The organism is Acinetobacter nectaris CIP 110549, from assembly GCF_000488215.1.
GTDB lineage: Bacteria > Pseudomonadota > Gammaproteobacteria > Pseudomonadales > Moraxellaceae > Acinetobacter > Acinetobacter nectaris.
In genome coordinates, this window is record NZ_KI530735.1 from 249,849 (window position 1) to 262,448 (window position 12,600).

General features: G+C 37.1%; 12 protein-coding genes. 9 read left to right on the forward strand and 3 right to left on the reverse strand.

All coding sequences use genetic code 11. The features are described from left to right. Positions 1–3 precede the first annotated feature (3 nt). Positions 4–1,497 (reverse strand): TolC family protein, encoded by a 1,494-nt coding sequence (locus P256_RS11505; protein WP_023273858.1) that lies wholly within the window; start codon positions 1,495–1,497, stop codon positions 4–6. 179 nt (positions 1,498–1,676) lie between these two features. Between P256_RS11505 and thiE the strand changes: the two genes are divergently transcribed. Together thiE and hemL are read left to right on the forward strand one after the other, a co-directional pair. Continuing rightward, positions 1,677–2,303 carry a thiamine phosphate synthase gene (gene thiE / locus P256_RS11510; protein ID WP_023273859.1) on the forward strand — a complete coding sequence of 209 codons (627 nt, stop codon included), beginning with the start codon at positions 1,677–1,679 and terminating at the stop codon, positions 2,301–2,303. A gap of 7 nt (positions 2,304–2,310) precedes the next feature. Then, positions 2,311–3,606 carry a glutamate-1-semialdehyde 2,1-aminomutase gene (gene hemL, locus P256_RS11515; protein ID WP_023273860.1) on the forward strand — a complete coding sequence of 432 codons (1,296 nt, stop codon included), beginning with the start codon at positions 2,311–2,313 and terminating at the stop codon, positions 3,604–3,606. Between the two features lie 38 nt (positions 3,607–3,644). Here the strand turns inward: hemL and P256_RS11520 are convergent, their stop codons facing one another. Next, positions 3,645–4,448: a YdcF family protein gene (locus tag P256_RS11520; RefSeq protein WP_023273861.1), complete on the reverse strand. Its 804-nt coding sequence runs from the start codon at positions 4,446–4,448 to the stop codon at positions 3,645–3,647. 105 nt (positions 4,449–4,553) lie between these two features. Between P256_RS11520 and P256_RS11525 the strand changes: the two genes are divergently transcribed. Next, positions 4,554–5,525, forward strand: coding sequence for a patatin-like phospholipase family protein (locus tag P256_RS11525; protein WP_023273862.1), 972 nt, complete (start codon positions 4,554–4,556; stop codon positions 5,523–5,525). A gap of 291 nt (positions 5,526–5,816) precedes the next feature. Then, positions 5,817–6,338: an acyl-CoA thioesterase gene (locus P256_RS11530; protein ID WP_023273863.1), complete on the forward strand. Its 522-nt coding sequence runs from the start codon at positions 5,817–5,819 to the stop codon at positions 6,336–6,338. A 6-nt stretch (positions 6,339–6,344) separates the two neighbouring features. On the opposite strand, the gene P256_RS11535 is transcribed toward P256_RS11530, so the two are convergent. Then, positions 6,345–6,596 carry a hypothetical protein gene (locus P256_RS11535; RefSeq protein ID WP_023273864.1) on the reverse strand — a complete coding sequence of 84 codons (252 nt, stop codon included), beginning with the start codon at positions 6,594–6,596 and terminating at the stop codon, positions 6,345–6,347. A 348-nt stretch (positions 6,597–6,944) separates the two neighbouring features. On the opposite strand from P256_RS11535, the gene P256_RS11540 reads away from it, so the two are divergent. The 5 genes from P256_RS11540 (at position 6,945) to P256_RS11560 (ending at position 12,548) form a co-directional block, all read left to right on the forward strand. Next, positions 6,945–7,283: an FKBP-type peptidyl-prolyl cis-trans isomerase gene (locus P256_RS11540; protein ID WP_023273865.1), complete on the forward strand. Its 339-nt coding sequence runs from the start codon at positions 6,945–6,947 to the stop codon at positions 7,281–7,283. Between the two features lie 330 nt (positions 7,284–7,613). After that, positions 7,614–9,617, forward strand: coding sequence for a poly-beta-1,6-N-acetyl-D-glucosamine N-deacetylase PgaB (pgaB, locus tag P256_RS11545; protein WP_023273866.1), 2,004 nt, complete (start codon positions 7,614–7,616; stop codon positions 9,615–9,617). A 12-nt stretch (positions 9,618–9,629) separates the two neighbouring features. Then, positions 9,630–10,895 carry a poly-beta-1,6-N-acetyl-D-glucosamine synthase gene (gene pgaC / locus P256_RS11550; RefSeq protein ID WP_023273867.1) on the forward strand — a complete coding sequence of 422 codons (1,266 nt, stop codon included), beginning with the start codon at positions 9,630–9,632 and terminating at the stop codon, positions 10,893–10,895. Positions 10,896–10,912: 17 nt separating this feature from the next. Then, complete coding sequence (pgaD, locus tag P256_RS11555) at positions 10,913–11,326, forward strand: poly-beta-1,6-N-acetyl-D-glucosamine biosynthesis protein PgaD (protein ID WP_023273868.1); 414 nt, start codon at positions 10,913–10,915, stop codon at positions 11,324–11,326. A 94-nt stretch (positions 11,327–11,420) separates the two neighbouring features. Continuing rightward, on the forward strand, positions 11,421–12,548 hold the full coding sequence (locus P256_RS11560; protein ID WP_023273869.1) for an acyltransferase family protein: 1,128 nt from the start codon (positions 11,421–11,423) through the stop codon (positions 12,546–12,548). The last annotated feature ends 52 nt before the right edge of the window (positions 12,549–12,600 follow it).

Genomic DNA, 12,600 nt, shown 5'->3' on the forward strand with positions numbered 1-12,600 from the left:
ACATTAATGAATAAAAATTGTATTTGATTGGTTGATATATTGAGGAAATTGCTCAATTGAACCATTGGCTTGTAACAGTGCTGCAAGGGCTAGGATATATTTATAAGCATTCATGGCAGATTCAGCTTGCATGGCATGATACATATTTTCCGCATCGACCACTTGAGTTGCTGTCCCCATGTTTTCTTTAAAAGAAAGTGATTGAATGCGTAAGTTCTCTTGAGCTGCCTGCATATTTTCTTGAAGTAAGCGTTGCGTATGTTGAGCACCTTCCATGGTGGTATATGCTTTAAAAATTAGATTTTGCAGCTCTTGCTTAGCACGTTCGGTAGCAAAAGTGCTGGCATCTCGTTGTAACTCGGCGGCTTGTACTTGCTTTTTGTGGTCTATTCCTGAAAAGAGGTTATAGCGTGCAGCAATACCAACCACCCAGTTTTCTTTATTATCGATTACATATTCACCAAAGGCGTATAGACTTGGCTTTTGCGATGCACGCTGAATTTTAATGTTTTGATCTGCAAGTTGTGTATCCATTTGCATTTTGCGTAGCAGTGTAGATTTGTTGTCGAGTTGATTATAAATATTGGTCAGAGGTTGGCTCATTGAGCTGTTGATAAAAAGTGCTGTGGTAAGGTTTAGAGGCTGTTGAGTTTTGACAAGTTGTTGTAATGCAAAAAGGCTTTGTTGTAATTGAATTTGTAGGTTGTCTAAAGTTCTCAGCGAGTTATTGTAAGCAACTTCAAATTGCATACGTTGCCCTTTACTAATGAAGCCTTGCTGTTCAAGTTTGATTGCATTATTGACATGCTTTTGCATAGCATTGGCATTAAATTGTGCGATATCAACTAATTTTCTTTGTAATTGAACATTAAAATAATTTTGAATCACTTCAAAGCGTTGATTATCTTCCTGCTGTTGCACAGTGATTGCACCACGAGAGGCTTGTAGTGCTGCAAGTGCTTTTGTACTCGAGATTAATCCGCCTGTATATAGGGGCATAATGACTGAAATCGTGGGTCGAATATCATGATCTTTTACAACAACATTGGTCTGATCGGGAATAAGATTATTTATGCCATCAGAAATGTTTTGATCAGTAGCCTGATTAATTTGAGAGATTGCATCGGCATTTATTCCGAGCTGTGATCCTACATTAGAGATCTGACTATTTAGATTTTGTGAAATACTTTGGTTAATATTATTTTTAACGCTAGTTAGAGGAATATTTTGCTCTGTACGAAAGCTATATGCACGTACATTTAAATTTACACTAGGAAGCCCTGCATGTTTTACAGCCTCGGCATTGAGTTGGGCTGCTTGCTGTAAATGTTGACTTGCTTGTGTGGTATAGCTTGTATTAAGCGTTTGTTGTTCTGCTTGTTGGTAGCTGATGTCATAAGCAAAACTATGTTGTAGATATGTTAGCCCTAGGGTGAGTAAAAGAGATTTATAAATATTTGATCTTACTTTTAGATTTGAAAAAAGAAAATTTTGCATATTGTCATAGGTCTTTAGTTTTGATCATTATTCTGTTTATACGAATAACACGATATTACATCTAATTAAAGCTTAAATAAAAAGCATTGTATTAAATTTTATCATTCATTAGAAGGTTGGAAATTTAGAGATGAAATGCGTAAAATCAGATTCAGTTATTATTTCGGCTTGAGGCATCTATGCGAGGACTTTATCTCATTACCAATGATGATCCTTTTCCAATACTCTTTGAAAAATTAAAAGTTGCTTTAGCAACACAGCAAATCGCAATTTTACAATATCGCCGTAAAAAAGTTGAATTTGAACAGCAGCTTGAAGAAATTGAAAAAATTAAAAATTTATGCGAACAGTATGAAACGCCGTTTGTGATTAATGACAACTTAGCACTTGCAGCAAAGTTTTCTTTAGGTGTTCATTTAGGGCAGGGAGATGGTGAAATTGCTGATGCTGTTCAGCAATTACAAAAGCATAAAAAGATTATAGGAAGAACCTGCAAAAATTCTTTAGATTTTGCAAAAACAGCGATTGCTGAAGGGGCGACTTATGTGGCCTTTGGTGCTATTTATGCAACTGCAACCAAGCCAGAAGCAGGGAGTTTTGGCATTGAAGTTGTGAGACAAGCACGAAAAATATTTGATGTACCTATTTGTGCGATTGGTGGTCTAACTGTAGAAAATGCACAACCTGTCATTGATGCAGGCGCAGATTTATGTGCTGTCATTAGCGATATATTAGGACGAGAGATTCAAGATATTCCTGCACGTATTTATGCATGGGCAAAACTATTTCATATTGAAGAAAAGTGAGTAAAAAATGGGACTTTCTACTAAGCAAGTACAACTGTTCGAACAAGCAAGTAAGCATATTCCTGGTGGCGTAAACTCTCCTGTACGTGCATTTAATGGTGTAGGTGGTACACCTGTATTTATTGAAAAGGCAAAAGGTGCATATCTTTGGGATGTCGATGGTAAGAAATATGTCGACTATATTGGTTCTTGGGGGCCAATGATCTTAGGTCATGCACATCCCGATATTATTCATGCTGTGCAAACAGCAGCAGAAGATGGTCTGAGTTTTGGTGCACCAACAGTGTATGAAACGACCTTAGCCGATATTATTTGTGAAGTTGTACCTTCTATTGAGATGGTACGTATGACAAATTCGGGTACTGAAGCGACAATGTCAGCGATTCGTTTGGCACGTGGCTATACAGGGCGCGATAAAATTGTAAAGTTTGAAGGCTGTTATCATGGTCATTCAGACTCATTACTTGTGAAAGCAGGATCGGGGTTACTCACCCTTGGTGAGCCAACGTCAAAAGGTGTTCCTGCTGACTTTGCAAAGCATACGATTACGTTGCCATATAATGACATTGAAGCATTACATACTTGTTTTGAAAAATATGGGTCGGAAATTGCGGGTGTGATTGTAGAGCCTGTTGCAGGAAATATGAATCTTGTAAAACCGATTGCAGGATTTTTAGAAGCGATTAGAGAAGTTTGCGATACACATCAATCAGTATTTATTATTGATGAAGTGATGACGGGCTTTCGTGTTTCATTAGGCGGTGCACAAGCACATTATGGTGTTACACCTGATTTAACAACGCTTGGAAAAATTATTGGTGCAGGTTTACCTGTTGGTGCTTTTGGTGGTAAACGTGAAATTATGGAGTGTATTGCGCCGTTAGGTGGCGTGTATCAGGCAGGTACACTTTCTGGAAATCCGCTTGCAATGCGTGCAGGGATTACCATGTTTAAACACTTACGCGAACCGAGCTTTTATAAGAACCTAACTGAAAAGCTAGCGGTGTTACTTGCAGGGTTGCAGCAGGTTGCAGATGAAGTAGGTATACCATTTAAAACAGAACAAGCAGGTGCAATGTTTGGCTTGTATTTTACAAATCAAACTGAAATTACAAGCTTTGACGATATTCTCAAATGTGATGCGGAAGCATTTAAATTCTTCTTTCATGGCATGTTAGAGCGCGGTGTTAATCTTGCGCCATCTGCATTTGAAGCGGGCTTTATTTCTGCTGCGCATACAGATGCAGACATTGAATTTACTGTGAAGATGGCAAAAGAAGTCTTTCTTACAATGAAAAAATAAACTGAAGCAAAGGGGGTATAGTCCCCCTTTCTAAGTTGTTAAAACTCTTTGAGTAGCTTCGCATGAAGTGTTGCAAAATACTCTCTAAACCATAAGTTATAGCGTGTAAGTAATGGTGTTGAAGCACTTACCATATAAATATGAGAATACCCCTGTTTTTCTCCAATTGCTTTTGAGCGTGGCACATGAAACTCACTTGTTACGACGGCTAAAGGCATTTCTTTTGTAATATGATATTTTTCCATAACGACAGCACTATTTTTGAAGTTTGTAAAAGTACTTGTGCTTTCATTTTCTAAGAGCATGCGGTCATTTGCAACGTGGTAATTCTGTTTTAAGTATTCAGCCATAATTTGGGCTTCGCTAAAATCAGGATCAGTGGTGTATCCACCTGTTAAAATAATATGAGTATTGGGTTGTTGTTGAGCAATGGCTGCTGCACGATCTAAGCGTTGTTGTAATGTAGGACTTGGCTTGCCATTAATCGTACCACATCCTAAAACCATAATATTATCTACAGGAGGAACATGTTTGGTTGCCCAAACATTTTGCTGGATTTTCCAGAAAAAGATACCTAATGTGATGAGCCATACAAAAAAGAATAGCCATGCAAGTCGCCATGCTTTTTTAGCAAGGGGATGTTTTGCTAAAAAGCTTTGAATAGGTTGCCATACGATACTTAGAAGAATGAAAAGTATGCCCAACATTAAAGGTACGAGTGTACTAAAATCTCGCTTTTGTAATGAAAGGAGATAACTATTCATTGAGACCAAAATAATACCAGCAAGCATAAGTGGTACTTGGTTAAATAGAAAATAAGGTGATTTTTTTAGGATTTTCATTGGACTAAACAATTCTGTAAAGAAAAAGAATAAAAATAAAATAGCGAAGACAGTAGAATAGCCTATCAAGTATTTTTCAAAAACTTCTGTTTGTAGTAATTCTATATGAAAAAGTGGGCTTTTATATTAATTTCTTTTCTCTTCTTGCCATTGGTAGCTGTTGCCCAACAGTCTACGATATTGGTGCCTGTCGAACATGGTCAAACAATTGAAACTGCTGAAGCGAGACCAAGTGCCTATAATTTTTATGTAGAAAAAGAAAAAAAACATAAGCCTATTATTGCTTTAGTTTTGGGTAGTGGTGGTGCAAGAGGTTATGCACATATAGGTGCAATTGAAGCATTGGAAAGTCAAGGAATTCGACCTGATTTTATTGTGGGCACAAGTGCTGGAAGTATTGTAGGTGCAATGTATGCAAGTGGGAAGACTGCGGACGAAATGAAAAATATTGCATTAAATATGAAAGTGAATGATGTTCGTGAAATTACACTCACACGTAAAGGTTTTTTAGATGGAGAAAAAGTTTCAGATTTCGTAAATAAACAAATTGATTATTTACCTTTAGAAAAAATGAAAATTCCCTTATATATTGTGGCAACTGAATTAAAAACAGGTGCAAAAACAGTTTTTGATTATGGCAATACAGGACAAGCCGTACAGGCATCGACTGCGATACCAAGTATGTTTATTCCAGCTAAAATTTCAGGTAAAGAATATGTCGATGGTGGACTTGTAAGCCCTGTCCCTGTTGAAGTTGCACGTCACTTGGGAGCAGATATTGTTATTGCTGTAGATATACTGCAACAGCCACAATATACAGAAACAACAAATATGTGGGGTTTATTTAATCAGAATATTAATATTATGCAGCAGCACTTATCTCAAAATGAGTTGAAAAATGCAGATATTGTTATACAGCCTGATATTCGCGAGAAAGCACATATTTTTGATGTTAAAGCACGAGATAATACAATGAGTGCAGGATTGATTGCAGCACAAAATAAAATAGATCAATTAAAAGAAATTATTCACCAAAAGTCGCTTCTTATGCAGGAAAAGAATACGGAGATGTTTTAGTTGGTGACCTTTACTCAAGCACGATAAAGGTTTCCATTATTATCTCTAAAAAAGAAAAATAAATTAAAATCGCTATACAAATGGCAAGATTTTCTAAATCAAATTCTAATGTCAAAAGGTGTATATAAATAAGTATTTAAATTTAATATTTAGCACATTTACTTAGAGTGGAGGGGGAGTTTTTTTTCTTTAGGTGGAGTGTTCGCGTAATTGGATTGATGAATACCCTTTAGTATCTATGTTTAAGTCGATATAATAAGAGAAAAGACGCTTTAATCAAGGATGTAAATAATGCCTGAATTAGATCAACAAGTGGTTCCTGCATCAGAAGACCAATCTGAATTAACGATGACCGTTTTGATGACGCCAGATATGGCAAATTTTTCAGGAAATGTACACGGTGGTACAATTTTAAAGCTATTAGACCAAGTTGCATATGCATGTGCAAGTCGCTACTCGGGTAGCTATGTTGTTACATTGTCTGTAGATCAAGTGACTTTTAAAGAACCAATTCACGTGGGGGAGCTTGTAACCTTTTTAGCTTCGGTAAACCATGTTGGTCGTACATCTATGGAAATTGGTATACGTGTAGAGGCGCAAAATATTCGTACACGTGCACAGCGCCATACCAATAGTTGCTATTTTACAATGGTTGCTGTAGATGAGTCAGGAAAACCACAAGTTGTACCTAAACTCAATATTGAAAATGAGTGGCAACGTTGTCGCTTTGATGCTGCTGAAGCGCGTAAGCAAATGAGACTACATCAGCACCAAAAAAAATCATGCAGTTTAACGTATAAAGAGAAAAAATAGTCTTTCCTAATAAAGTGTAACTTGTTTTGGAATATAACCTTGTGTATCCATACCATGAAGTGCACCATTTAAATGGTACTGGATTGCATGAGGGTCTGTGGTAATAACATTGGGTTGGTGAATAGGGTTTAAATTCGCTAATTTTTGAAGCGAAATATGACTATGATGTTCTTTGTAGATATCTTCACAAGTATGAGTAAATGCTGTGCTTGCTGAAAAAGTGGATGATGTTGCAAATATATCTTTTACATTTTTCATGGCAAATATCCTTTACTTCTGTATCTGAAATAATGATGTATGTTTGATTAAAACCATGCTTTTATACTAAATGAAAAAAATTATTTATCGCGAATAATGACAAAAGTTAACGCGGATTTTACTTCTAATATACGTGTGATATGCATTTGTAATTCGGCTGTGAAGTATTTTTTCTGAGCCGTAAATATAGAAGTAAAAGGTGTAAATAATTTGATTATTTTTTAATCATGTAAATTACATTTTATTTACAAGCTCTATGCTTAAACACTTTGTAAGCACTGCTTCTATCTAAATTTCATGAAGTCATTTATGATGTGTAGCAATCAATACATGAAGATATAAGAAAATATGCAAGAACTTGAAGTTACCGATATTAAAGAGGGAACAGGAAAAACTGTTGTTAAAGGAGCACTGATTACAACGCACTACACGGGTTGGCTCGCAGATGGAACAAAGTTTGATGCTTCCTTAGATCGTGGACAGTATTTTGAGTGTGTTATTGGAACAGGTCGCGTGATTAAAGGCTGGGATCAGGGGCTTATGGGAATGAAAGTTGGTGGCAAACGCCATTTAAAAGTTCCTGCACATCTTGCATATGGTGATAGAAAAATAGGGAAAATTATTCCTAAAAATGCTGATCTAATCTTTGAAATTGAATTGTTTGATGTAAAGACAAGAGATGAATAGGAAAATTTAATCTTCTGAAATAATTTACTGTCAAATGTATGTCTTATAGCTTTAGTCTAGTTTGTATAATTTTTGCCTGTTGAAAGATAAAAAAAGTATAAATAAAGCTTATCTTTTAGCTAGCTTATTCATATAAATTCGCTACAATCTCGCCTATCATACGATCATGAATTGGTTATGAAGGCTATTGGCATTTTAAGCTGAAATTCAGTTTAACTTTTGACAATATCTAAAGAATTACTGATTAAAAGTATGTGGTGAGGAAGTTAGTTTGCGCAGGGATGTAGCTTCCATTTAATCAGTAATATGAAATTTATAAACGGAAACCGTATGCTTACTCGTTTTTTAGGTTCAGTCGTTGCAGGCTGTGTCAGTCTGGCTATGCTGGGTCTATCACCTTCTATATATGCAGCCAAGAAACCCCATATAAGCCCAACGACACTGACAGTGATTGGGTACCATGAAGTGACCAACCAAGCGAATGACGCATTAATTCCATTTTATGCGGTGAGCACTGAAAACTTTGAAAAACAAGTGAAGTGGTTACAGCAAAACGGATTTCACTTTATATCTGTGAATGAATTGCTTAAAGCGCATGCAGGCAAAATGACCCTTCCTGCCAAGCCTGTACTTCTTACAGTTGATGATGGCTATGAATCTTTTTATAGCAACATCTATCCATTTGTAAAAGAAAATAAAATACCTGTTGTACTTGCTGTTGTTGGTTCATGGGTAGATACACCTGCCAATCAAGAAGTTCACTTTGGTGATGATGAAATTACACGTAACAAAATCTTAACGTGGCAACAAATTAAAGAAATGAGTGATAGTGGTTATGTTGAAATTGCTAACCACAGCTATAACTTACACTATGGTGTAATAGGTAACCCACAAGGGAACTCAGAGCCTGCTGCAACTACACGTATTTATAATGCAACCACGAAAAAATATGAAGGTGATGGTGAATACAACCGACGTATTTACAATGACCTGAAGAAAAACAATGAGGCATTTAAAGCCAATGGTGTTCCTGTACCGCGTGTAATGGTTTGGCCATATGGTCGCTACAACATGGAAACAGTACGCATTGCTAAACAACTTGGTATGCCAATTACCATTACCTTAGATGATGGCCCTGCGTATTTGAAAAAATCATTAGGTGCACTCAACCGTATTTTAGTTGAACATGACATGAGTCTTGATGACTTAGGGCATGAAATTGAAAGCCGAGAAAAGAATCTTGGAGATAACTATCGTCCACAAAAAATCATGCATGTAGACTTAGACTACATTTATGATAAAGACGAAAAGCAAGAAGAGAAGAACCTAGGTGCTTTACTCGATCGCATTCAAAAAATGAATGTGAACACAGTTTACTTGCAAGCATTCTCAGACCCTGATGCCAATGGTTCAGCGGATATGGTTTACTTCCCGAACCGTTACATTCCAATGCGTCAAGACTTATTTAACCGCGTTGCTTGGCAAATTGCATCACGTACCCAAGTACAACGTGTATATGCATGGATGCCATTACTTGCATGGGAGCTTCCAAAATCTAACCCTGTTTCTAAAGACTTAGTAGTTACACAACAACCGAAACATAGTGACCATTTAAATATGGGTTATATTCGTTTGTCGCCATTTTCAGCGCCTGCACGTAAAGTCATTGAAGGTATTTATCAAGACTTAGGAAAGTCGGCAACGATTGACGGTATCTTATTTCATGATGATGCGACTTTGTCTGACTATGAAGATGCCAGTCCTGAAGCATTACAAGCATATAAAAAAGCAGGATTACCAACAGATTTAGAAGCGATACGCAAAGATGACAAGACGCTACAAAAATGGGCAGCATTTAAAACAGACTACTTAGATAACTTTGCGTTACAATTAGCAGCAGAGGTTAGACAATATCAACCTGCATTACACACAGCGCGGAATATGTATGCGCAAGTTGTATTAAACCCGAATGCAGAGACGTGGTATTCGCAATCACTTGAACGGTCATTAAATCGTTATGACTTCACAGCTATCATGGCTATGCCTTATATGGAGCAAGCCACAGATAAAACTAAATTCTATTCAGATATTGTTAAACGCTTAAAGCAGTATCCAAATGGGATTCGCAAATCTGTCGTTGAATTACAAGCGGTTGATTGGAGACAAAACAGTAAGCCAATTCCATCACAGGAGTTAGCGGATACGATTAAGTCTTTATATCAGCAAGGTGTTATGCATGTTGCATATTATCCAGATGATCCAATTACAGGTCATCCCGATCCAACGATTATGCGCCAAGCGTTTGATTCAAAGTCAAATGGTATTGAGCCTTAGGAGTTTGACAATATGTCAGCATTACAGCACTTTTGGAAATCAGCCTTAGCGTTTGTTTTCTATTATCCACTTTTTATGTCTTATTTGTGGATGATTGGTGCGGTTATCTTTTACTTGAAAGAGAAAAAAGATCCACCATATACACAGCCTAAACCATTACCAGAGTATCCTAAGGTCGCTGTTCTTGTCCCATGCTTTAATGAAAGTGACAATGCAGAGGAAACGATTAGCCATGCTTTACAGCTTGACTATCCAGACTTTGAGGTGATCGCTATTAATGATGGTAGTTCAGATAATACTGCTGAAGTATTAGATGAATTGGCAATGAAATATGAGAAACTAAGAGTAGTACATCTTGCCCAGAACCAAGGGAAGGCAATGGCATTACAAGCAGGGAGTCTTGTAACCGAAGCTGAGTATCTCATTGGTATAGATGGTGATGCATTACTTGATAAGCATGCAGCTACATGGATGATGCGTCACTTTTTAGCAGATCCAACTGTAGCAGCAGTAACGGGTAATCCTCGTATTAGAACGCGTTCTACATTGTTAGGGCGTATTCAAGTTGGAGAGTTTTCTTCAATTGTTGGGATGATTAAACGAGCACAACGTGTGTTTGGTCGTTTATTTACAGTATCAGGAGTAATTACTGCGTTCCGTAAAACGGCAGTACATGAAATTGGATATTGGTCACCTGATATGTTGACAGAAGATATTGATATTACTTGGAAGCTCCAGAGGGCAGGGTGGGATGTGCAATTTGAACCAAATGCTTTGGTTTGGATACTTATGCCTGAGACACTAAAAGGTCTCTATAAGCAACGTTTACGTTGGGCAATGGGTGGTGCACAAGTCCTTATTAAGAATTTTGATGTTTTATTTAGACCAAGTTTAAACTTTTTATGGCCATTGATGATCGAGCTTTGTCTCACATTAGTTTGGTCATATTTGATGCTTATAATGGCAGGTATATGGTTGTTCAATCTAATTGTGCCAAACCATGTGCTTCCTGCAATGAGTTCACCATTTTTCCCAGATGGGATCGGGATATTACTTGGTGCGACGTGTTTATTGCAGTTTGTCATGAGTAAATGGATGGATAGTCGCTATGAGCCTCGACTGTTTAAAAACTATTATTGGATGATTTGGTATCCATTTGTATTTTGGCTCATTACCGTAACAGCCAGCATTATTGCTTTTCCAAAAGTGCTAGCTAGACGCGATGGAAAACGAGCACGTTGGGTGAGCCCCGATCGTGGTGTTCGTTCTAAGTCCTAATATTAAAGGTTTTTCCCATGAGTACTAGATCATTAATTATAGATTTGCGCGAACAGTTACCTTGGCATAGACGTTATATGTCAACAACGACAACAGCACTTTTGTGGGGCTGTTGGTTCTTGCTGTGGCGCCCAATTCTACTCATTTTGATGTTTATCATTTATAGCACACCATATGGCTTAAATAAGCTATGGAATGCATTCTGGCTTGGTTTACAAGTAGATATGGTTTCGTTGCTGCTATGTGCGGGTGGTTTATGTTTATGGTGCAAGTTAATCCCTGCACATACAGTGAAACAGGTGGCGACAAAAACGACACAAGATTATGCACGACACTTTGCACTACCTGAGCAGGAAGTTACACAAAGTCGTCAGCAGAAAGTCACTACGGTATATCACAACGAGCAAGGAAAAATTATTCGTGTAGAATAGAGTAATTGGTTGGTAGGGATTGTGTTGTTTTGCTTGCAAGTTACACAAGCTCATCTATTATGCTTCGTTAGTTTGATACTTGCACTTTCCCTATATGGCTAAATTAAATTCTGCTGAAAGTATTCGTGGATTGGCGTGCTTGGCGGTTGTTTTTTCTCACCTGAGCTTAAGCTTTTATCCATATCTACACCAATTTTCTCCCGAGGATCGCGCACGTGGTGCTTGGGATCATTTTATGCATCAGTCACCATTTGCTTTTTGGTATTCTGGTACTGCTGCCGTATTTGTTTTCTTTGTTCTAAGTGGATTTGTTTTAAGTTATGCAATTTTGAGAAATGCGAATGTTCCTCGAAAAGTTGCTGAAATGGCGATTAAGCGTTACCCTCGATTGGCAATACCTGCATTTTTTTCATGCATATTGGCATGGATTGCACTGTCATTTACAGACATTGATAGCAATTTAGTCAATGGTTGGTTGCAAGCATATGCAACAGAAACGATTACCTTTAAGCAAGCAGTTTATGAAGGTAGCTTAGGCGCTTTCTTTTTTGCTAGCAGCACGACAAATTGGGTACTTTGGACAATGCAATTGGAGCTATTCGGTTCATTGTTGCTTTTCGCAATAGTATTGGTTCATCACTATAAACCATCTATGTTTATTCCTGCTTCGTTAATGCTACCTTGTCTTACGTTATGGATGGGTGAAAGCTTCTTTCTTGGTATGTGTAGCTTCGTTATTGGCTGCTACTTTTATTTATATGGTCGAAAAATTCCTCTTTTACTTGGGATTATAATGCTTGTTCTTGGATTGTATTTTGCAGGTGCTCATAATAATAGCCATGCGTATCATTGGTTACATAGCATACTGGGTAAAAGAACATATGAATATGGCAATTTTCTTGCAGGTATTCTTATTGTTTATAGCATTTTAATGACACCAAGAATTAGTGAAGCGTTGGATAAAAAAGCCTTGGTGTATTTAGGTAAACTATCATTCTCAATTTATTTATTACATATGATGTTTATTTACCTGACATGTATACCTGTATTTAACTATTTAAGGCATTTACATTGGAGTTATGATTCTGCTGTGATAGGTGCTGTAATAATCTGTTTGAGTGCCATTTTTATTGCATCTGCGATTTATAGTAAATATATTGATCAATTTTCAGTGCGATGTAGTAACTATATTTCAAAAAAACTCTTAGGGTCATCAAGGTAAAACATTGGCCGAAATGCAATTGCTAATTCGTTTTACAGGCTTTAGCATAAGA